General features: G+C 40.3%; 21 protein-coding genes and 3 riboswitches. Of the genes, 12 read left to right on the plus strand and 9 right to left on the minus strand.

The annotated features are described in order from the left end of the window. The first annotated feature begins 238 nt into the window (after positions 1-238). Positions 239-400: riboswitch (molybdenum cofactor riboswitch) on the plus strand. From moaA to H4J61_RS07340, 7 genes are all read left to right on the plus strand, one after another. Continuing rightward, positions 387-1,358: a GTP 3',8-cyclase MoaA gene (gene moaA, locus H4J61_RS07310; protein WP_182138236.1), complete on the plus strand. Its 972-nt coding sequence runs from the start codon at positions 387-389 to the stop codon at positions 1,356-1,358. (Overlaps the previous riboswitch by 14 nt.) Then, positions 1,358-2,044, plus strand: coding sequence for a molybdenum cofactor guanylyltransferase (locus tag H4J61_RS07315; protein WP_182184537.1), 687 nt, complete (start codon positions 1,358-1,360; stop codon positions 2,042-2,044). The genes moaA and H4J61_RS07315 overlap by 1 nt, the downstream gene beginning before the upstream one ends. Beyond that, positions 2,037-2,567: a molybdenum cofactor biosynthesis protein B gene (gene moaB / locus H4J61_RS07320; RefSeq protein WP_182184538.1), complete on the plus strand. Its 531-nt coding sequence runs from the start codon at positions 2,037-2,039 to the stop codon at positions 2,565-2,567. The genes H4J61_RS07315 and moaB overlap by 8 nt, the downstream gene beginning before the upstream one ends. 35 nt (positions 2,568-2,602) lie before the next feature. Further along, a complete protein-coding gene (gene modA, locus H4J61_RS07325) occupies positions 2,603-3,430 on the plus strand; it encodes a molybdate ABC transporter substrate-binding protein (protein WP_182184539.1) in 828 nt (275 codons plus the stop codon). Beyond that, a complete protein-coding gene (modB, locus tag H4J61_RS07330) occupies positions 3,423-4,121 on the plus strand; it encodes a molybdate ABC transporter permease subunit (protein ID WP_182138232.1) in 699 nt (232 codons plus the stop codon). Before modA ends, modB begins: the two co-directional genes overlap by 8 nt. Continuing rightward, positions 4,118-5,332, plus strand: a complete 1,215-nt coding sequence (gene modC / locus H4J61_RS07335) for a molybdenum ABC transporter ATP-binding protein (protein ID WP_182184540.1) — start codon at positions 4,118-4,120, stop codon at positions 5,330-5,332. Before modB ends, modC begins: the two co-directional genes overlap by 4 nt. After that, a complete protein-coding gene (locus H4J61_RS07340) occupies positions 5,325-6,071 on the plus strand; it encodes a HesA/MoeB/ThiF family protein (protein ID WP_182184541.1) in 747 nt (248 codons plus the stop codon). Before modC ends, H4J61_RS07340 begins: the two co-directional genes overlap by 8 nt. 174 nt (positions 6,072-6,245) lie before the next feature. Here the strand turns inward: H4J61_RS07340 and cgtA are convergent, their stop codons facing one another. The 3 genes from cgtA to rplU form a co-directional block, all read right to left on the minus strand. Beyond that, positions 6,246-7,406: an Obg family GTPase CgtA gene (gene cgtA, locus H4J61_RS07345; RefSeq protein ID WP_182184542.1), complete on the minus strand. Its 1,161-nt coding sequence runs from the start codon at positions 7,404-7,406 to the stop codon at positions 6,246-6,248. Between the two features lie 168 nt (positions 7,407-7,574). Next, complete coding sequence (gene rpmA, locus H4J61_RS07350) at positions 7,575-7,832, minus strand: 50S ribosomal protein L27 (protein ID WP_182130220.1); 258 nt, start codon at positions 7,830-7,832, stop codon at positions 7,575-7,577. 16 nt (positions 7,833-7,848) lie between these two features. Further along, positions 7,849-8,160 (minus strand): 50S ribosomal protein L21, encoded by a 312-nt coding sequence (gene rplU, locus H4J61_RS07355; RefSeq protein WP_077285540.1) that lies wholly within the window; start codon positions 8,158-8,160, stop codon positions 7,849-7,851. A 241-nt stretch (positions 8,161-8,401) separates the two neighbouring features. On the opposite strand from rplU, the gene ispB reads away from it, so the two are divergent. After that, positions 8,402-9,373 (plus strand): octaprenyl diphosphate synthase, encoded by a 972-nt coding sequence (gene ispB, locus H4J61_RS07360; RefSeq protein ID WP_182184543.1) that lies wholly within the window; start codon positions 8,402-8,404, stop codon positions 9,371-9,373. A 139-nt stretch (positions 9,374-9,512) separates the two neighbouring features. Next, a complete protein-coding gene (locus H4J61_RS07365) occupies positions 9,513-10,601 on the plus strand; it encodes an aldose epimerase family protein (protein ID WP_182184544.1) in 1,089 nt (362 codons plus the stop codon). Between the two features lie 541 nt (positions 10,602-11,142). On the opposite strand, the gene argR is transcribed toward H4J61_RS07365, so the two are convergent. From argR to H4J61_RS07380, 3 genes are all read right to left on the minus strand, one after another. Then, positions 11,143-11,622: a transcriptional regulator ArgR gene (gene argR / locus H4J61_RS07370; protein WP_220460973.1), complete on the minus strand. Its 480-nt coding sequence runs from the start codon at positions 11,620-11,622 to the stop codon at positions 11,143-11,145. 124 nt (positions 11,623-11,746) lie between these two features. Beyond that, positions 11,747-12,838 (minus strand): ACP S-malonyltransferase, encoded by a 1,092-nt coding sequence (locus H4J61_RS07375; RefSeq protein WP_182184545.1) that lies wholly within the window; start codon positions 12,836-12,838, stop codon positions 11,747-11,749. Next, complete coding sequence (locus H4J61_RS07380) at positions 12,835-15,039, minus strand: alpha-ketoacid dehydrogenase subunit alpha/beta (protein WP_182184546.1); 2,205 nt, start codon at positions 15,037-15,039, stop codon at positions 12,835-12,837. The genes H4J61_RS07375 and H4J61_RS07380 overlap by 4 nt, the downstream gene beginning before the upstream one ends. Before the next feature lie 233 nt (positions 15,040-15,272). On the opposite strand from H4J61_RS07380, the gene H4J61_RS07385 reads away from it, so the two are divergent. Together H4J61_RS07385 and H4J61_RS07390 are read left to right on the plus strand one after the other, a co-directional pair. Beyond that, positions 15,273-16,103 carry a LysR family transcriptional regulator gene (locus tag H4J61_RS07385; RefSeq protein WP_182184547.1) on the plus strand — a complete coding sequence of 277 codons (831 nt, stop codon included), beginning with the start codon at positions 15,273-15,275 and terminating at the stop codon, positions 16,101-16,103. A 295-nt stretch (positions 16,104-16,398) separates the two neighbouring features. After that, a complete protein-coding gene (locus tag H4J61_RS07390) occupies positions 16,399-17,523 on the plus strand; it encodes a phosphotransferase enzyme family protein (RefSeq protein ID WP_182184548.1) in 1,125 nt (374 codons plus the stop codon). A 135-nt stretch (positions 17,524-17,658) separates the two neighbouring features. Here H4J61_RS07390 and H4J61_RS07395 read toward each other — a convergent pair whose 3' ends face one another. From H4J61_RS07395 to H4J61_RS07405, 3 genes are all read right to left on the minus strand, one after another. Next, entirely contained in the window at positions 17,659-19,512 is a 1,854-nt protein-coding gene (locus H4J61_RS07395) for a TonB-dependent receptor domain-containing protein (protein WP_182184549.1), read from the minus strand. Positions 19,513-19,567: 55 nt separating this feature from the next. Then, positions 19,568-19,742, minus strand: a riboswitch (cobalamin riboswitch). A gap of 22 nt (positions 19,743-19,764) precedes the next feature. Continuing rightward, a complete protein-coding gene (locus tag H4J61_RS07400; RefSeq protein WP_182184550.1) occupies positions 19,765-20,184 on the minus strand; it encodes a hypothetical protein in 420 nt (139 codons plus the stop codon). Next, the gene (locus H4J61_RS07405; protein ID WP_182184551.1) at positions 20,177-20,359 is read right to left on the minus strand and encodes a hypothetical protein; all 183 of its coding nucleotides are present in this window, start codon (positions 20,357-20,359) and stop codon (positions 20,177-20,179) included. The genes H4J61_RS07400 and H4J61_RS07405 overlap by 8 nt, the downstream gene beginning before the upstream one ends. Continuing rightward, a riboswitch (cobalamin riboswitch) is annotated at positions 20,346-20,541 on the minus strand. It overlaps the preceding gene by 14 nt. 492 nt (positions 20,542-21,033) lie before the next feature. Between H4J61_RS07405 and H4J61_RS07410 the strand changes: the two genes are divergently transcribed. After that, positions 21,034-21,843, plus strand: a complete 810-nt coding sequence (locus tag H4J61_RS07410) for a cobalamin-binding protein (protein ID WP_182184552.1) — start codon at positions 21,034-21,036, stop codon at positions 21,841-21,843.

Below are 21,843 nucleotides of genomic sequence, written 5' to 3' on the forward strand. Positions count from 1 at the left end.
CTTATATTGTGTTTTATTTCTCTAGCTTTAACTAAACGCATTAAAACAGCGCGATTAAGCAACATTTGACTTTATACCAAGTTGATAAATCAAATGGTATGAGTTATCTACTTCTTAAATAATAATTATATTATTGAATGTCATTTACTATAACAAAGGTCTTTCTCTGTTATAGTGATTGCAATCATACTATGCTTACAAGTAGACAATATAAAATATTTAGATAGATGATATAGATATTATTTTTTTTCGCCGAGCTATCTTAGCTAAATTTGTTGCTGTGCAACTAACATGCTGTTTTAGCCGTAAACCAAATTTGAGTTTTAATTTGAGTTTGCCAGGGTTAACAAGGAAACTTGTTTACCTCCCGACATTGGAAAGGTGACATGTTAACAGACAACTTCGGTCGCAAGTTTTACTACTTGCGCCTATCAATCACTGACGTATGCAATTTTAGCTGCGACTATTGTTTGCCCAATGGCTATCAATGTGACAATGATAGAAAATTTCTTACACTGCCTGAAATAACCCGCTTAGCTTCGGCGTTTTCTGCTATGGGTACGGAAAAAATTCGTATTACCGGTGGTGAGCCCTCTTTACGTAAAGACTTACCTGAAATTATTGCCCGATGTAAGCAAACACCAGGCATTAAAAAGGTTGCTATCACCAGCAATGGTTACAAACTTCCTGAACATTTACCGGCTTGGATAGATGCCGGCATTGATGCCATAAATATCAGTATTGATACTTTAGACCCAAGACAATTCCATGCTATTACTGGCCACGACAAGCTTAAACATATCCTCAAAGGTATTGATATGGCGGTGGCGGCAGGTAATATAGATGTTAAAGTTAATACCGTATTAATGCGTGAATATAATGGCTACGACATCGCCAGTTATTTAGCCTGGTTAAAAGACACCCCCATTACCTTACGCTTTATTGAATTAATGCAAACGGGTGATAATAAAGAATTTTTTGATGCTCAACACGTTCAAGGCTCACGCATAAAACAAAATCTGATTTTAGATGGCTGGTTACCGGTTATTAATGACAAGGCGGCAGGACCCGCACAAGAGTTTTATCACCCTGACTATGCCGGTAAAATTGGCTTGATCATGCCTTACTCTAAAGATTTTTGTAATACCTGTAATCGCTTACGAATAAGTGCCATAGGTAAGTTACATTTATGTTTATTTACTGAACAAGGCTTGTCGTTGAAAGACTACTTGAAAACTGATGATGTTGAGCCTTTAAAAGCGGCTATCACCAGTATGTTGACTGATAAAAAGGAAACGCACTTTTTACATGAGAAGCTGACTGGCGCAACGAAAAACTTAGCTATGTTGGGCGGTTAATGGCGGTGACAAATACCTTATTTCAACCCTGCTTAGGTGTGGTTTTAGCTGGCGGTAAATCTTCCCGTATGGGACAAGATAAAGCCAGCTTGCAACGGGAAAAACAAGACATGCTCAGTTACAGCATGTCTTTACTCAAAGCTGCCGGCAGTTCACAAGTACTGGTGAGTGGTGGCGAACAAGGTATTGACGATCTCGTTGCCAACCTCGGCCCCCTTGGTGGCATTCAAAGTATTATCAAACAATTTAAACCCCAAGCACTATTAATTTTACCGGTAGATTTACCTTTAATGACCTCGGTAGAACTTGCAAGATTAAAGCAAGTGGGCGAATTGAGTCACCAAGCATGCTACTTTACTGATAATTACTTGCCCTTGTATTTACCGGTTAATGCCTTTGTTGAACAGTTTTTTCAACAACTTTTAACCAAGCCGCATTCACAAGCTTCGTCACGACCTGATTCACCACTAAAGTCAAAAACAAGCTTTAGTCATGAACACGTCAGTGCGGATAAAGCAGCCAGTAAGCGAAATTTGACCGGGCCTTCTGTCCGCAGTTTATTAGCACAAATTCCGCATAAGGTGGTTACACCAAAAAACAGCAAATGTTTATTTAACACCAATACGCCTGAGCAATGGCAACAGGCGCAACATTTATTATCTTTGCAAAGGAAATCTCATGTCTAGCAAATCTTCTATTCATTGTGGCGATGACTTCGTGCCATTAAATATCGCCGTATTAACTGTTTCAGATACCCGAGAAGAGCACAACGACACCTCGGGCCAGGCACTCGTTGAACGATTACAAGCAGCAGGCCATACCTTAGCCGCTAAAGCAATTTCAAAAGACGATGTTTACCAACTACGCGCTGTAGTTTCTCAATGGATCGCCGACGACGCTATACAGGTAATATTGACCACTGGCGGCACAGGTTTTACTGCAAGAGACAATACACCGGAAGCGTTACTACCTTTATTTGACAAAGACATTGAAGGTTTTGGTGAAGTATTTAGAACGATTTCTTTGGCTGAGATTGGCACTTCAACCATTCAATCTCGTGCCTTTGGTGGCATGGCAAATAGCACAGTCATTCTATCTGTACCCGGCTCGACCAATGCTTGTAAAACGGCTTGGGACAAATTAATTGTTGAGCAACTGGATGCGAGTCATCGCCCCTGTAACTTTGTTCCGCACCTAAAGTTTACATAGCATCAGCTATATCGATAGCACTCATGCAGAAGCTAATGCCAAAACTAATACAAAAGTTAAGACAAAAGTTACTCCCGCTATGCATTATTTGGCTGGCCTTACAAGCCAGCTATGCTTGTGCACTCGACAAACCAAAACAAACTAAGCCCTTACGTATCGCGGTAGCCGCAAACTTTGCGCCTGTCCTTAAAATATTGCTGGCTAACCTACCCAACAAAGACGCTATTGACGTTCAAATGATCAGCGCAGCGACCGGTACCTTATATCTGCAAATAAAACACGGTGCACCCTTTGATTTGTTTTTATCTGCCGATTCAACGCGAGCTGAATTACTTGAACAAGAAAAGCTAATAATAGCCGACAGTCGCAAAACTTATGCCTTTGGGCAAATTGCTTTGTGGTCAGCTACTCGAGCATTATCTGGCTTAAGTGAGCTTAATCATTATTCCGGTAAGTTAGCTATTGCCAATCCAGATACCGCCCCCTATGGGAAGGCTGCTCAACAGGCGTTAACAAAGTTATCGCTCTGGCCGCAGGTTAAAAACAATTTAATCACCGGCATGAATATCAACCAAACCTTTCAACAAGTTCGCAGTCAAGCTGTGCCGTTTGGCATTGTGGCGTACAGCCAATTAGCCATGAATAAATATCAAGGGATCATTATTCCGCCTGAATATTATCAGCCCATTGCCCAACAATTAGTGATTATTAAATCTAGCCAACAAGTCAAATTAGCACAGCAAATCAGTGATTTTATTTTACAGGAAGATAACCAAGAGAAATTAGTAAAACTCGGTTATTTACCGATAAAATCAATACCATTGATAGAAAAAAATAACCAGGTCAATGCACAATATGACTGATATTTCAGCCGACTTACTCGCGCTTATAACCACCTTGAAAATGGCGGCGGTGACTACGGTTATCTTGCTCATAATAGGTACGCCAATGGCGTGGTATTTAGCCAAGTGGCAAAGTCGATTCAAAGTATTTTTTGAGGCCGTGGTCGCTTTACCCTTAGTATTACCGCCCACCGTATTAGGCTTTTACTTACTGTTAGCCTTTTCACCCACCTCCTTACCAGGACAGTTATGGCAAAGTGCTACGGGCAGCCAGCTCGCCTTTAGTTTTAGCGCTATTGTTATAGGCTCAGTACTCTATTCACTGCCCTTTGTCGTACAACCCTTACAAAAAGCTTTTGAACAGCTAGGTGATCACCACCTTGAGGCCGCCGCTATGCTGGGTGCTGGTCCGATAGATCGTTTCTTCAGTGTGGTACTACCGTTAACTAAGGCCAGCTTTATTACGGCAACCGCATTAGGTTTTGCCCATACCGTGGGTGAATTTGGCGTGGTGCTGATGATTGGCGGTAATATTCCTGGTGAAACCCGGGTACTCTCTATCGCTTTATTCGATCATGTTGAAGCCTTTAATTACGCTAACGCCCACCTGCTCTCGGCCGGGTTATTAATTGCCTCATTAATACTCTTGTCTTTGGTTTATTTATTGGGTAATAACTTCAATAAAAAGCAGCAAGGGACTGTGAAACTATGAGCCTCATAGACAACTCACATAACTCAAGCAATATAAGTGTAAGCGACGAACAGCTAGCCGTTGCACAGCCAAAACGTGCTGCCCCCTCAACATTAGCCTTGGCGTTTAAATTGGCGTTTAGCCATCTTGAAATAAACATTAAACAAAATATTAGCATTTCAGCGATTACCGGTATTTATGGTGATTCTGGCTCAGGAAAATCAAGCCTACTGCGCGTTATTGCTGGCCTTGAACCGCGAGCAAAAGGCCAAGTTTCATTAAATGGCACAATGCTACAAGATAGCGACAACAAAGCTTTTATTAAAGCGGAGAAAAGACAGATTGGGCTAGTTTTTCAAGACAGTCGTTTATTTCCACACTTAAGTGTTTACCAAAACTTAGCTTATGGCGCAAAACGCCAAACCAACCGACAACTGACCATTGAAAAGGTACTGGAATTAACGAAATTAAACCAACTTCAGCATCAAAATGTCACGCTACTGTCTGGTGGTGAAAAACAAAGAGTATCTATTGCTAGGGCGCTATTAGCCGAGCCTAAATTATTGTTATTGGACGAGCCTTTTAGTGCCTTAGATAAAAGCACTAAAGCACAAATGTTGACGATATTAAAAGCCATTCAACAACAGCTTCAGTTGCCTATGCTTTATGTCAGTCACAGTTTAAGTGAGTTACAATATATCGCCGATCAATTGGTGGTAGTTTCAGCAGGAAAAATAACCCAAGTAGCCCCTATTCACCAAGCGATTCACCAGCTAAACAGCCGTGGTGAAACTAGCCCTAAAACCAGTTTGTCATTAACTATTGCTGAACATTTACCTGATTATGGCCTAACTCGACTGACACTACCGGCAAAAAAGAGCACAAGCAAAAACCATAATATCTACTTACCCATACTAGAACACAGCAATAGTCAGCGTTTAATTGGTCAGCAATTACCTTGCATTATTTATGCGCGCGATATCAGCATCAGTAAAACCAAACCCGAGCACAGCTCGATTGTAAATCACCTACCGGCAAGCATTAGCGTAATACAATACAACAAAACCAATGCGTTAGTGACATTGAAAACTAACGAGCAAGAGTTTTACGCCCAAATAAGTTTATGGTCAGCAAAACGTATGGCGCTAACCACAGAGTCAAAGGTGTATATTCAATTTAAAGCCAATGCCGTACATAGTTATTATTTTACGGAGCCAACAGCCAATGCTTAGCAACCAAGAAAAATTACGTTTTAGTCGTCAAACCATGTTAAAAAACATTGGCGAACAAGGTCAACAAGCCCTTAAAAAGGCCAGTGTATTAATTATCGGTGTCGGTGGTTTAGGTAACCCTGCTAGTCTTTATTTAAATGCCGCCGGTGTCGGTAATATTTACTTAGCCGATGGCGACAATATTGAACTTAGCAACCTACCCCGGCAAATATTGTTTACCGAAACAGATATTGGCCAAAATAAAGCCGATACCAGTGCAGAGAAGTTGCAACAGCTTAATAGCGCTACCAACATTGAAGTGCTCGATGAAATGCTTGATGCAGAACTGGCTGATTACTATCTGCCACTGGTTGATTTAGTGCTTGACTGCACTGACAACATCAACAGCCGTTATTTAATTAATCAAAAGTGTATCGAACATAAAAAGCCTTTAATTATTGGCGCCGCAACCGGCTTTGACGGACAACATATGTTTGTTAACCCGAACATAGCTGACAGTGCATGTTATCAATGTTTATTTCCTGCCCATAAAAAGCCGCCAGAAAATAATTGCCAAACCATCGGCATATTAGGCCCAGTACTGGCTATTATTGGTGGTATGCAAGCATTGCAAGCCATTAAGTTTTTAACTGGCCATGCAGTCGCCACAAATCAATTAAATATTTTTGATGGTTTACATAATTCATGGCAGCAATTCACCCTAAAAAAGCAGGCTAACTGCCCTATTTGCTCAGGATAAATTTTAACGGGGTATAATGGGGTATATGGAATTTATTTGGTAAGACTGGTGGCTTATCAGCTAAAACAAGCCACCTTTTAAGATTTTCCTTTGACGTTTAAGCCTATGGTTAAGGCGTAAACTGAACTCAGCTTAGATCAGCTAAGTTTAGATCAACTCAGTTTAGATCAAGAATTACTTACGATATTCAACTTCTACGTCGTAATCGTCTTCATCCCAATCTTCATCATCAAGATCATCTTCGAGTTCTGCAATAGTATCTTCATGATAGCTATCCCATTTAAACTCAACAGTTTTACCATCAACAGGTGCAGCTTCTTCTTCTGGTGGTAAGGCTTCAATAAAGCCCATGACACCTTGACACAAATCGTCAGTACCGGTGCGATTAACCGCTGAAATACTGCGAACTTCACCTGTCCAGCCTAAGCCTTCAATAACCCGCTCAGTAATTTCTTTTGCTTCTTCTTCAAGTAACAAGTCTAACTTGTTGAAGACTAACCAGCGTGGTTTGCCAGCAAGCTCTGAAGAATGTGTTTCTAATTCGCCAATAATAGTTTTTGCATTCTCTAATGGGTCTGAACAGTCAACTGGCATGACATCAACCACATGCAATAAAATACGACAGCGTTCTAAGTGTTTTAGAAACTGTGTACCTAAACCTGCGCCGTCAGCGGCACCTTCAATTAAGCCTGGAATATCGGCAATAACGAAGCTACGTTGAGGGTCTAAGCGCACAACGCCTAAATTTGGCACTAGGGTGGTAAACGGGTAGTCAGCTACTTTTGGCTTCGCGGCCGAAACACTGCGAATTAAAGTAGACTTACCTGCGTTTGGTAAACCGAGTAAACCAACATCAGCAAGCAACAACAACTCAAGTCTTAAGTTGCGAATTTCGCCTGGGGTACCATCAGTTTTCTGGCGTGGTGCACGATTGGTACTACTTTTAAAACGTGTATTACCCAAACCATGCCAACCGCCCTTGGCGACCAATAGCTTTTGCTCATGATGAGTTAAATCACCTAATTGCTCACCAGTATCAATATCTGCAGCACGTGTACCTATAGGAACTTTTAAGTACAAGTCTTCTGAGCCTCTACCGGTGCAGTCACGGCTTCTGCCATTTTCACCACGTTTCGCGCGATGAAATTTTTCAAAACGGTAATCGATTAGTGTATTCCAGCTTTCATCAGCAATTAAATAAACATCGCCGCCATCACCGCCGTCGCCGCCGTTTGGTCCACCGAACTCAATAAACTTTTCTTTACGAAAACTGGCTAAACCATTGCCACCGTCTCCGGCCTCTACGCGAATTTCTACTTCATCTACGAATTTCATGGTGTTTTAAAACACTCCAAAATTTTATTTTCTGCTACATATTATAAATGATTTATTTCAAATAGTTTTGAAAAATGTCATTTTTTATACAATTTGTAACGAATAACTATAAATTACCTGCAAAAAAAAACCCTGCGTAAAAGCAGGGCTTTATAAGTTTGCGTATTACTACTCAGCAACAATACTTACAAACTTGCGGTTTTTAGGACCTTTTACTTCAAATTGTACTTTACCATCAGATAAAGCAAATAGAGTGTGGTCTTTACCGATACCCATGTTGCTACCAGCGTGGAAACGAGTACCACGTTGACGAACAATAATGTTACCCGCTAAAACGGCTTCGCCGCCAAAACGCTTAACACCTAGGCGTTTTGCTTCTGAATCACGACCGTTACGTGTACTACCCGCAGCTTTCTTATGTGCCATTGTAAATCGCTCCTAGTTAGCCGTTAATGCCAGTAATTTTCACTTCAGTGAACCATTGACGATGGCCCGCTTCTTTGCGTGAATGCTTACGACGTTTGAATTTAACAATTTTAACTTTGTCAGCGCGACCTTGGTTTACAACCTCAGCAACAACTTTACCACCAGCAATGTAAGGCGCGCCTACATTGATGCTCTCGCCATCGGCGATCATTAAAACGTTTTCGAATTCTACTGCAGCACCAATTTCAAGTTCAATCTTCTCTAAACGAACTGTTTGGCCTTCAGTTACACGATGCTGTTTACCACCGCTTTGGAATACCGCGTACATAGCTACTCCGTACTGCGTCATCATCTAGGGACGACGCTTAAATTTAAAATTATAGGGCGCGAATTCTACGCGAAGAAATCAGTCAGAGCAAGCATAAAAGTAATGATTTATTATTATTTTTACTAAACTAAAAACTTATCACTCGGAAAACTTCTATCGTCATGAAATTCGTGTAAAATTACCCCGTGAAATTACTAGTATTCTAACACTAAAGTACATCTAAGGTAACTTGTTACGTTCTATGAATATCAAAAATATCCAAGCTTTGGCTCAACAAGACATGACAGCTGTCAACGATCTTATCTTTTCAAAACTTCATTCTGATGTGGCGCTGATTAATCAATTAGGCGTTTATATTATTAATGGTGGTGGTAAGCGTATGCGTCCCCTACTCACGGTATTAGCGGCAAGAGCTATTGGCTATCAAGGCAATGAGCATTTACAACTTGCAGCAATAGTTGAGTTTATCCATACATCAACCTTACTACATGACGACGTTGTAGATGAGTCAAATATGCGCCGAGGCCGTGAAACCGCCAATGCTATGTTTGGTAACAGTGCTAGTGTCTTGGTAGGTGATTTTTTATATTCTCGCTCATTTCAAATGATGAGTGAGTTACGTAACTTAAATATCATGGATATTTTATCCGATGCAACCAATATCATTGCTGAAGGTGAAGTACTGCAATTAATGAATTGTAATGACCCCGACACCACAGAAGATAGCTACATGAAGGTTATTTACTGCAAAACAGCTAAATTATTTGAAGCCGCCACGCGACTTGCTGCGGTCATTGCCAAACAAGATCAAGCAACAGAAACCGCCATGCTAAATTATGGTAAACATTTAGGCACTGCCTTTCAGTTGGTTGACGACATTATGGATTATACCGCTGATGCACAAGCCATGGGCAAAAATGTTGGCGATGATCTCGCTGAAGGTAAGCCTACCCTGCCACTTTTATACGCTATGGCACATGGCAATGAACAACAAAAAAGTATGATCCGCAGCGCGATTAAGCATGGCGATGGTATGGAGCATTTAGACGATATACTCGCCGCCATGAAAGAAACGGGCGCTTTAGTCTATACCCAAGATAAAGCCGAGCAAGAAGCAGATAAAGCCATTAATGCGATTGCCATACTGCCTGAGTCAGCATACAAACAAGCCTTAATTTCATTAGCCCATATAGCCGCTAATCGCAGCCATTAAATCTCTGGCCAAATAAACAACATTTATTTTATAACTAACTGTTGTTTATACTTATTTCTTGAGATAATTTTGTAGCGCTAGTCAAGCCATAAAAATATTTGCTATAGTCTTCTTATTATTTTTGATCGTGGTATAAAGCATGTCAAGCCAACCCAAAATTAAGCGCCTAAGCATTACTCAACGCGCCTTTGGCACTTTAAGTAATGGCGAAAGCGCAACACTTTTTACCTTATCAAATACTCACGGTGTTCGAGTAAAAATCAGTAATTACGGCGGCATTATTGTTGCTTTGGAAACCTTAGATAAAAATGCTGTTTCAAGCGATATTGTCTTGGGTTACGATGACATTAAAGCTTATGAAAATGACCCTTATTATTTAGGTGCTATTATCGGCCGTTATGCCGGTAGGATAGATCAAGGACTCTTGTCTATTGACGATAAAACTTATCAGCTTGATATCAATAATAATGACAATCAGCTTCATGGTGGTCACAAGGCGCTAAACAAAAAACTCTGGCAGGCAACCACTGAAAGTTCGGCTGAAAAAGTCAGTTTAATACTGCAACATACCAGCCCTGATGGTGATAACGGTTTTCCAGGCAATGTAGAGTTCACAGTAAAATATAGCCTTAATTGTCGCAACGAACTAGCCGTTGAATACTTTGCCAATACCGATAAAACTACCGTAATTAACCTAACTCAGCATAGCTATTTCAACCTCGCTGGGCATAAATCTGGTGATATCTATCAGCACCAGATTCAAATAAACGCTGATTATTTTTTACCGATGAATGAAGATATTTACCCAACAGGTGAAATTAGAGCCGTGCTAAATAGCGCGCACGACTTCAGTCAGTTATCCGCTTTAGGTAAAAACATTAATTCAAACGACGAACAAGTGATTATCGCTAAAGGATACGATAATTATTGGTTAAGCAATGATAATGTTATCAGTGGTGAAATATTTTCAGCAAGAGCATTTGAACCTAACTCTGGCCGGCAATTAACTATGTATAGCGCTCAACCTTGCTTGATTTTATACACAGCTAATTATATTGATGGCAGCCAGACAGGTAAAGAACACTGCGTTTATCAACAACATTCAGCCTTTTGTTTTGAACCGCAAAACTTAGCTACCCGTATTAACGGCGCTAATATAAGCAACACCATAGTGCGGCCAGAACAGCCTTTTTATAGCCAAACTCGCTTTGTGTTTGAAACGGTATGACGTGAATTACCTATGCATCAGTGCTTGTTGTGGGTTCGTATTTATGCCGTCGAATAGGCGGTTAGTATGATGGATTATCATGCTGAATATAATGCTAAATCAAGATGTTGGACTAAAGTCCAACCTACAAAGAACCTGCAACGAACCTACAAAAAAATGGCAACTACACTTATCGCTATTTTCTGCTGACTGACAGCTCAGAACTGACAGCTCAGAACTGACAGCTTAAAACTATCTTCTGCTCGTATTTATGTCGTCGAATAGGCGGTTAGCATGATGGATTATCATGCTGAATATATCGCTAAATCAAGATTTTAGACTAAAGTCCAACCTACAAAGAACCTACAACGAACCTGCAAAAAACTGCTAACTAGGTTTATCGCTATTTTCTGCTGACTGACAGCTTAAAACTATTTTTAGCTCGTATTTATGTCGTCGAATAGGCGGTTAGCATGATGGATTATCATGCTGAATATATCGCTAAATCAAGATGATGGACTAAAGTCCAACCTACAAAGAACGGCTAACTGATAGCTTAAAACTATTGGGTTGAAACACCTAACAACAAGCTGATGTCTTTAGTTATTTCATCAATACGATTAATATCTGTTGGTGCAATAAATATAGTGTCGTCACCTGCTAACGTACCTAAAATACCGGTTGATTCACCTAAACTATCTAGCATTCTTGAAATTAATGGTGCGCCACCAATCCCTGTTTTTAAAATAATCTGCATATTATTATGTTTGACACTGATCACCACAGATTGAATAGCTTGCTTTGATTTGGGTACGGCTAACTCATCTGGCAGAATATAAACCACTTGATCATTCGCATTTCGCATTTTCACTGCGCCAAGTTTAGATAACAAGCGTGAAATTTTCGCCTGCGACATATTCTTAAAGCCTTGCTCGGCTAATGCCTCAGCAAGTTGACTTTGTGAGCCATAGCACTGTTCTTTTAGTAATGCTTTAAACGCGAGTACTAACTCTGCTTCATTTTTTTTACGGCTTGTGATCATTAATTAACTCGAAACGGAAATTGCTTTTGTCTATTGTATAAAATAAATATTTTTTCGGCTATTTTATTTTACACCAAAATTGTAAACGCTACTTAGCTTGAAATAATACCTGTCGACATAAGGCTTATTTTACAACCTTTTTACGTTGTTCTGCTAAACCCATAGCAAGTATAAAGGGATCTTGTTTTTGCTGAGCGATAAAGTCAGCCTTACTTTCTAAGTTAAGCCAATGATGACTGATCAAGCTTTGCGCTACAGCACCGCCTAAGGTCGCACCTGGGCCTAAAATAATCAGCTTATCTGGCGCAAACTCTTTAATGGCCACTTCTATTGCTTTTGAAAAGTTATAAGGCTCAACCACTTGGGTAGCAAGCGTGTAGTGATATAACTGCTCAGCATCACAACTATAAGGTTGCCATACTTGTCCTAAACCATCGATTAACGGTATTTCGGGGGCATTAAACAGTTCAGCTGACATTAACGACATTGCACGTTTTGAAACCTCATCAAGCAGCGCCGTATGAAAAGCCGCATGGTTAAACAAATACATCGGGTAGCGGTCTTGTATCACAGGTAGTAAATGCTCTAAGGCTTTTAACCCCGCTTTATTGCCGCCAAAAACAAGGTAGCCACCGAGCTTAATTGACAGATAAACTTCACAATCACTTTGTTGATTTGCTTGTGCCAAGCATTGCATGACTTTTTGCTCTTGCGCTGGATCAACTTGCCAATCATCGTTAATGATCGGGTAAATCATTTGCCCGCCAATAAGACCTTTTGTCATCATAGAGCCCATGGTATTAATTAACTCGATAGCTTTATCTGGCTTTAAAGCGCCGGCAACAGCTAACGCGATGTACCAACCCATCGAGTTTCCTGTCACCGCGACAATATCAAACTGGTCTTTATTAATCGCTTGAAAGTCTGCTAGCGCACAAGCATAAATAAGTGCAGAGGCATTTTCACCCGCCGTATGTGTACGCATGCTGTAATTTTCCATACCGTCAAGTTCAGCAACTTTTATTTGCCCTTGGCGCTCACGAAAATCATCAATCAATGAAATTATTTTAGTTTTATCACTATGTAAACGCTGCAAATAACCCAATTCTTCTTTATTGTAGGTACCACGGCCAGGACAAATAACTACCGCTCTTTGCTTGCTGTTATGCTTTTTTTTGACGCTTGTTTCAGCGCTATTATTAACTGACGAACTCATTGGCAAATCTCCTTGGCAGCATCGACAATATTTTCCACCGACGGCAACACTTCATAAGCCGCCGCGCCAAGAGGAATAAAGCTGTCACTGGCGGTAACGCGTTTAATTTTAGTGTCGTTGCTGGCTTGTTCATGAATTAAGGTCACTAAGGCTTCGCTAATTGAGCCCGTTTGACGACATTCATCGACAATCAGCACATGCTCACAAGCATTTACTTGCGCCAAAATGCCTTGTTCATCAAGCGGAGCTAACCAACGTAAATCAACTACACGCGCTTCAATGCCTTGCTTGGCTAGTTTTGCTTGTGCTTGACGCGATAAATAATTGCCATTGCCATAAGTTAAAATACACACTTGCTTGCCTGAGCCGGCAACCTTAACGCCTAAATCAATGCGCTTGTCTGCCAATGCTGGCGTTTGGTATTCAAAGGTCCATAAGCCATCACCTTCTTGATGTAGGTCTTTCGCCATGTATAAGGCTATTGGCTCTAAAAATATCACCATGCGTTGCTGCTCTTGCGCTAAGCGCACACTGGCGCGCATCATTTCAACCGCATCTGCGCCATTTGACGGACAGGCGATGATCAACCCAGGAATATCGCGAAATACAGCAAAAGAGTTATCATTATGAAAATGACCACCAAAACCTTTTTGGTAAGCTAAACCCGCAATGCGGATCACCATAGGGTTAGTAAACTGGCCATTGGAGAAAAATGGCAAGGTGGCCGCTTCACCACGAATTTGATCTTCCGCGTTATGCACATAAGCCAAAAATTGAATTTCAGGGATAGGTAAAAAACCGTTATGCGCTAAACCAATCGCGGTACCTAAAATTGTTTGCTCATCTAATAAGGTATTGATCACTCGGTTCTTGCTAAAACGCTCGCATAGTTTAGCGGTAACATTATAAACACCGCCTTTTTTGCCAATATCTTCACCGCACATCACAATATTGGGGTACTCAGCCATCAAGTCCATCAAGGTCCAATTAATCAATTTTGCCAAATGCTGTTTTTTAGGCATATTATGTTGCTCATGCTTAAAAATTTCTTTGCGGGTTTCCTCGCTGACCGCGATTGAACTTGGTGCTTTATGAACTTGGGGTACAATGCTCGCCATGATCGCCTCAGCGCTGGTCAGCTTGTCTTTGCTAGCGGCATTTTCAGCAATCACCGCAATGCGACTTTCAACCTCTTGGTAAATGTCAATCAGCTCTTCTGGGCTTAACATATTATTTTCTAAAATAATGCGCGCTGTGTGTAATAGTGGGTCTTGAAATTCAGTGGCGGTAATATCGGCCATATCACGGTAAACAAACTCAGCATCAGACCCCGCATGGCCCAGTATACGCACGGTGCGAATATGTAAAAACACCGGCTTACGCAATTCTCGAGCAATACGTTCAGCTTTTTTGGCGGTTTGGTAAGTATCTAAAATATTCAAGCCATCACAATAGAGATAAGTTAAACCGGCTCTGTTTTCATAATTAGCCGCAATCCAACCTTCTGGAGTTGCGGTTGAAATACCAATGCCGTTATCTTCACAGACAAAAACAATCGGCATAGGAATCGACTGATAGGCCGCCCAAGCCGTGCTGTTAATTGCCCCTTGTGTGGTGGAATGGTTCGATGAAGCATCGCCAAAATTACAAATAATTACGCTATCGTTGGGAATTTCGCCTTGATGGGCTAAACGCTCGGCTAGCGGAATACTAAAAGCAGCGCCCATGGCTTTGGGTAAATGTGACGCTATGGTGCTAGTTTGTGGCGGAATAGCCAGTGCTTTACTACCTAGCACCTTATGACGACCACCAGAAATAGGATCATCTTTTGAGGCCGCAAATGACAATAGCATGTCGTATAAAATGGTTTGTCCGGGCACTTGCTTGCTACGCTGTATAACAAACGCGGCACTGCGATAATGCAGAAAGGCCATATCTGTCGGACGAAATGCCTTGGCATAAGCGGCATTGCCTTCATGGCCAGAGCTACCAATAGTATAAAAACTTTGACCTTTTTTCTGCATCACGCGTGACTGCAAATCAAGGTGGCGACTCATGACTTGCGTTTCAAATAGGTCAATCACTGCAGCTGAACTTAGTCCCACATCATTAGGGCTTAAAGCACAACTTGATTCAGGTAAAGTTCGTGCTCGAACAAAATTGATAAAGTTTTCGTTCACCAGTTGATTGCGATCAGACATCATATCTCCACGGGGATAGTTATTATTGTTGTGGTTTAAAATTAGTCTTGTAAGACGATTTAAGCTATCAAACAAACGCTAAAACAAAGCATGTAAAACAAAGCTCAAAAATAATAAGCAAAAACCAGCCAAAGTTAAAATATTCTTTTCCTTTATCTGCTATAGTTTTTTCCTATACCTTTTCTGATAACGTTGCAGATAACGATACTGACACTAAAGTAACTAATATTATTATGGATTTAAAATCACTGAATTATTTTATTGCCGTCTATGAGTTAAAAAGCTTTAGTGCGGCGGCAAAAATCTGCTTTATTGCCCAACCGTCAATATCGGCAGCAATAGCACAATTAGAGCAACAACTTAGTGTGCAACTTTTTATTCGTCATGCCCGTGGTGTAACGCCGTCAGAGCAAGGGGAAAAGCTTTTTCCCTTAGCCAAGCAACTGCTAGGACAAGCGGGGGCAATCAAAAATGTGTTTTCAGAAAAGACTGATAAACTGCCGTTTAACTTAGGCGTAACCCGAGGTTTAGGGGTTGAGCGCATGAGCCTGCTATTAAAAGATTTTACCTCAGCCAATCCTTTGGTTGAGCTGACTTTAGCCCCTCATACTGATAAAGTTGATGCGCGTATTATTTTAAAAGACGAACTCCATGAGAGTGAACAATATATCAATATGTGGCAAGAAGACTACTTACTGGTATTGCCTTACGATCACGTATTAGCACTCAAGGATACCGTCACTTTAAAGCAGCTCGATGGCTTACCTTTTATTCAACGCACACCTTGCAGTGCTTGGAATAACTTACAAGACACTTTAGCGCTGGCAGGTATTAGTCTTGATGTGCGAGCAAAAATTACCACCATAGATTATGCCCTGGGTTTGGTACATGCCGGTTTAGGTTGTGCATTTTTACCTGCACATAGTGAAATTATTAAGCGCAGTGACGTGGTGTTTAGACCGATAGTTGGCTTACAACTGACTAGAGAAATTGTCCTCGCCTATACAAAATCATCTCAAGCTATCGATAATTTAAAGCGTTTAGCGCGCAAACATGCACACTAGCCTTGGTTATCTGCTTGTTTTCTCGCTGTAAAAATAAAAAATCTCACAGGGAGAAAAGAAGGAGGACTGCCGGAGGTAAAGCATGGCAAATATAAAGATATTATCAATGCAAAAAATTATCTGTCGCTAGCTTAGCCTCGTTTTTCTTAAACATTAATAGCAAATGAAGACTTTTCATCTTGGCGACTATCTCTTAATATGTCGATAACTTAACATTTCGACTGTTTTATATGTCGAACGCTTAATATGTGGAACGCTTTATAGTGATAAGATTTCGCGTATTTATAGCGCCTTATTGTCAATAAAAAAACATCCTATGATTTTAGCCTTACCTCATAAATTACTCGCACAGGTATTAGCACAATTTGGTTATGCTATAGAAAATTGCAAAATTACTTTGCTTGGCAATGGCCTGATCAATAACACTTACTTAGTGCAAGCGCTTGATAACAGCTTCGTTTTACAACATTTAAATCAACAAGTTTTTAATGCGCCGCGGCAAGTAACTGATAATGCCGACCTGATTAGCGCACACTTAAAAATTAAGTCTGACAATAAAAGCTACCCTTTAACACCGATTTATCAGCTGCGCAGCATAGATAATAAAAACCATGTTAAAGTACAAGGGCAATATTGGCGTAGCCTGCATTATATTCCGCAGTGTTATACCTTAGAGTCAATAACTAGCGTCGAGCAAGCCAGTGTGGTGGCCAGCGCCTTTGCACAATTTACGGCCGCACTCAGTGATTTTAACAGTAAAGAATTAGCTGAAATCATTGCAAATTTTCATGATTTATCCATACGAATAAAACAATTTCAACAAGCACTAGCAAGCGCTGAAGATACACGATTAGCAGCCGCTCAGACAAGTATTGCCTTTATTCAATCTCAGCAAACTTTTATCGACAGTATCGCTGACATCACTAAAAAATTGCCCTTACGTGTTACCCATAACGACACTAAAATTAACAATCTACTTTTTAGCAAAACGACCAACCAGCCCGTTGCCGTGATTGATCTAGATACCTGTATGCCAGGTTATCTGATGCATGATTTTGGCGATATGGTACGCAGCTGTTGTCCGTCAATTGCCGAAGATAGCGCTGAACTCGATAATATGAGCATTAATTTTGAGATATTAACCGCGTTAACCAACGCCTACATTGAAGGTTTTAATGGCTCGCTCAGCGAAATTGAACGCAGAAGTTTAATCTTTGGCATTAAATTGATGCCATTTATGCTCAGTATTCGATTTTTAACTGACTTTTTAAATGGCGATCGGTACTTTAAAACCACTTACGCCAGCCACAATTTAGTCAGAGCAAAAAATCAATTACAGCTTTATCGCTTGTTTTGCCAACAAGAAGCATTATTAACTAACATAGTGTTATCAGCGCCCACATCGAACACACTCGCATAATATAAAAAAGGCACCCTACTATTATAGAGGGTGCCTTTTTTTATTTACAGGGCTATTTCATCACTCCTTTAAAAGCGCTTTCAATACTCTTTCAAAAGCGCTAGGCAATAATAACTCCCGACAGGTCAATACAACTTAGTTGTGATAAGTAATACCAAGATAAAGTGCGCGTTCTTGGCTGTTGAAGCCACTCGCCGTTTGATACGCTTTATCTAATAAATTAGTAATACGAGAAGAAACGCTAAAATTTTGAGATACATCGTAGTTCAGCCCTAGATTAATTAATTGATAACTCGCTAAATCAACCTTACCAATGCCAAATACGGCATCTTCTCTTGCACCAACAAATTGATATTCTGCGTAAACGTCTACTGCACTCACTGTGGTGACGAATTTATAGTTGAATTTTTCTTTTGCGCGACGAATAAGCTGCTCATAGCTTAAGCGCCCAGTATTATCTGTTGTCGATTGATCTTCGGCATCCGTATAAGAAAGATTAACGTCATGCATACCACCAAAGCCGGCATAGTTAGCTGAGAGTTCAAGACCATTAATTTCAACTTTTGCGAAATTTGCTGCCACACCATCTTTTTGACCAATTAGGTCATCAATTTTTGAACGGTATAAGCTAACACTGGTGTTAACTTCAGAAATTTTTGTTTCGAAAAATAACTCTACCGTTTCAGAAAGCTCTGAATCAAGTGTTGGCGTGCCAAAACCTGGGTAGAATAAATCATTATAAGTCGGCACTTTAAAGCCAGTACCATAATTAAGTACCACGCGAGTATCTTCATCAACTTTATGACCGACGCCGAAATTATACGTATTTTCTGAGTTAACATCTTCAACACTGTCGTGTCTTAATGTCGCTTCAAATGTCCATGCATTTTCAGTATACAAGGTATGGGCGAAAACACCTGTGGTGTCTCTTTCTTCTTTGTCAAAAACAATGCTACTTTTAGAAACATCGTCTTGATAATAATCGACACCAATATTAACTTGCAGATCATCAGAAAGTTGGCTGTTATTAACAATCGAGTATTGATTGCGACGTGTTTCAAAAATCCCTTGTGAAAGGCCATTACTTAAGCTGTCGATACTGTCACGACTTTGCCCAACAGAAAAAACGGTCTTGTTATTTACACCTTTAATACTGGTCGCATAATTAGCACGCACTAACCACGTATGATTGTTAAAGTCAGAGCCATTATAATAACCATCATATTCATTGTCGCCGCTATCACTTGATAACAACCACTCTACTGAAAAATCTTCCGTGATTTTTTGCTGACCTCTAATCGCTACCGAGGTAAAGTCGTAACCGTCATCATCAGTTTCAGCGCCTTCTTGAACATCATAACCATCACTTTCTTCTTTACTGACGGTGATAGTCGTTTGGCCGTCACCATGGCTAATACCTGCGCCAGCTTTATACTTTTGATAGTTGTCAGTACCAAAACTAGCACCGGCAAACAACTCTCCCGCTGATAACTGACGAGTAAATATTTGAATAACACCGCCAATAGCGTCTGAGCCCCACAATGCTGCACGTGGGCCTTGCACGATTTCGATACGCTCGATCATCTCTGGCGAAATGGTATTTAAATTTGTGCCGCCCGATGTGGCGGAACTCACTCGCACGCCATCAATCAGTATTAAGGTATGATCTGAGTTGGTGCCACGCATAAAAATTGAGGCATTTTGCCCTCTACCGCCATTAGTGGCAATATCAATACTGGGTACTGTAGATAATAAATCTAAAAATGAAATTGGGTTAGCTAGCTCGATATCTGCACGTGTAATAACCACTTGACTAGTCAGCGCATCGTCAATATTTAGGTGTGTACGGGTTGCCGTTACGGTTAATACTTCAATATCTTTTGCCTTACTTTCGGTGCTTGCTGAAGCGACAAAAGCTGTCGACATAGCACTGATAACGGCAAGTGATAATAGTGATTTTTTGAAAAAATTGTTTTGTTTAATGTTCATATGACCTCATTAACGATGCCCTCCGCACCATTTTTATTACCGCGCTTAAGCGCAGTTTAATTATGCAAGTTAAAGTGCTCGGACTAACATGGCCAAGCTTTCTATCAATATATCTTTATATAAATAAAACGCTTAACACTATGATTACCGTTGCGGGGGCAGTGAAAAAATTTCATTTTCTTCCCTCGAACTTACTATGTAAAACAGTCACTAAAGTGTTCAGTTACTGTCGCTTGTTTAAATTTTTTCGTCTTAGTGAGTTGGCAGCTTATTACTCGGCGTATCGACACCTTGATTAATCATGTCGTAAATTTTATCCCTAGCTAAATGCTGCTGACAGACATCAACTAATCGCTCAAGTTGTATTTCTCGATGTTGATTAATATCAACCATGGCTTGGTGCACTTGGTTATTCATTTGTTTGGTGACTTTACTGGCCGCAATAGCAACAGCTGTAAAATGGGCAGAGTTGAGGTGTAACTTCTGATGAAGATGATTAGGCACATAACAAACCTTAACCGTCAGCTGAACTTTAGCCATGTGCTTAGTTAAATGCTTAGTTAAGTGTTTGAGTTTACCCAAAGTGCTGATATTTAATGGTTTAACTTTACCATAGATAAGCGTTTGAATTTTTTCTGAGTGTGGGTGACTAACAGCTTTCATATCAAACATTGCAACGCCTAACGAGTATCGAACCCAACATCAGTTGGTCGATATAGTGATTAACGTCGATAAGGTTTAGCGATATAGCGAGCAAATTCATCTTCACCACTGAGGCGGTATAAATGAAAATAGATAAAATATCCAATGCCCGAGTAACCCGCTCGACGTGGTAACTAATGATCATAATTCACCTGGTATCCTGACTTACAGCATCTAGATATATCCCTTCCCAAATCACTTTTAGCCAAAAGATTTAGTGGTTAATATATCGCTCTGTTTACAGTTGCGGGTACAGTTGTGGACTTTCACCACATTCCCAGCTTTATTTTATTACGCTTTCAAAACATAAAAAAGTAAAATTGAATATGACATTATTTAATTAATGGCGCGATTATCGACAGCTAGAGCGAAATAGCAAGGTTTATTTTTTATTCACTGGGCTGTTAAGAATATAAATATCCTCACTTTTTCAAAATAATATCACCGCAATATAACCGGGTTCCTAAGCATAAAAGTTAACTGATTAGCTTTATTTTGTCTCCATGGCCGTTAAACTCAACAACTAACAACTTATCGTTAAAGCGTCAATTCAAGCCAATTTTCACCCGATAATGCCGAAAAATATAGCAAACAAGTTTAGCGCATTAAGTACTTAGTTATGATGCGTTAACATCGAGTCGGCCAATAATAGCCCCTAGGATAATTAAAAAATTAATCATTGTGTCTCTGTTTTTGATAAAGTAAAAAGTACTCAGCCTAATAACAGCTAGCTCATGGCGATACATAGTTCATAGCAAGGCGAATACTAGTAACAAGACTGATAGTAAGACCACAGCGAGTCAACAAGGAAAATACATAATGCCAGTTGCTGAACCTAAATGGCCAGAACGAATTATCTGCTTAACAGAAGAAACCACCGAAGCACTTTATCTGATGGAAGAAGATCATCGAATTATTGGCATTTCAGCTTATACCATGCGCCCTGAACGCGCGCGAAAAGAAAAAACAAAAGTAAGTGCTTACATCACCGCAAGAACAGAAAAAATAGTCGCACTAAAACCAGATTTAGTGTTGGCCTTTTCTGATATGCAAGCCGATATTGTTGCCGATTTAATCAAAGAAGGTATACAAGTGCATTGCTTTAATCATCGCAGTGTCAGTGAAATTTTGCAGATGATACGCACCTTATCAGGCTTAATCGGTCAACCAGAAAAAGGCGATAAGTTAGTCAGCGACTTACAACATAATTTAAGCAAAATTAAACAACAAGCTGCCAAGCTGCCTGTGCGCCCAAAAGTTTATTTTGAAGAATGGTTTGACCCTATTATCACCGGCATTGGCTGGGTAAGTGAGCTAATAGAAATTGCCGGTGGTATAGACTGTTATCAAGAGTTTTCCGGCCAGTCCTTAGCCAAAAACCGCATTGTGGCAAACCCCAGTGATGTTATTGCCAAACAGCCTGATATCTACATTGCCTCTTGGTGTGGTCGTAAATTTGATCAAGAAAAAGTTACCTCTAGAGTAGGTTGGCAAGCAATACCTGCGATAAAAAATGGTGACATCTATGAGATAAACTCTACCGATATTTTACAACCAGGACCCGCCTCGTTAACTGACGGGGTTGAACAACTAGCCAACATTATCAAACAATGGGCCGAACGCGCGTAA

The sequence above is a fragment of the Colwellia sp. MB3u-4 genome (genome assembly GCF_014077065.1).
In the GTDB taxonomy this organism is placed as follows: Bacteria; Pseudomonadota; Gammaproteobacteria; order Enterobacterales; family Alteromonadaceae; genus Cognaticolwellia.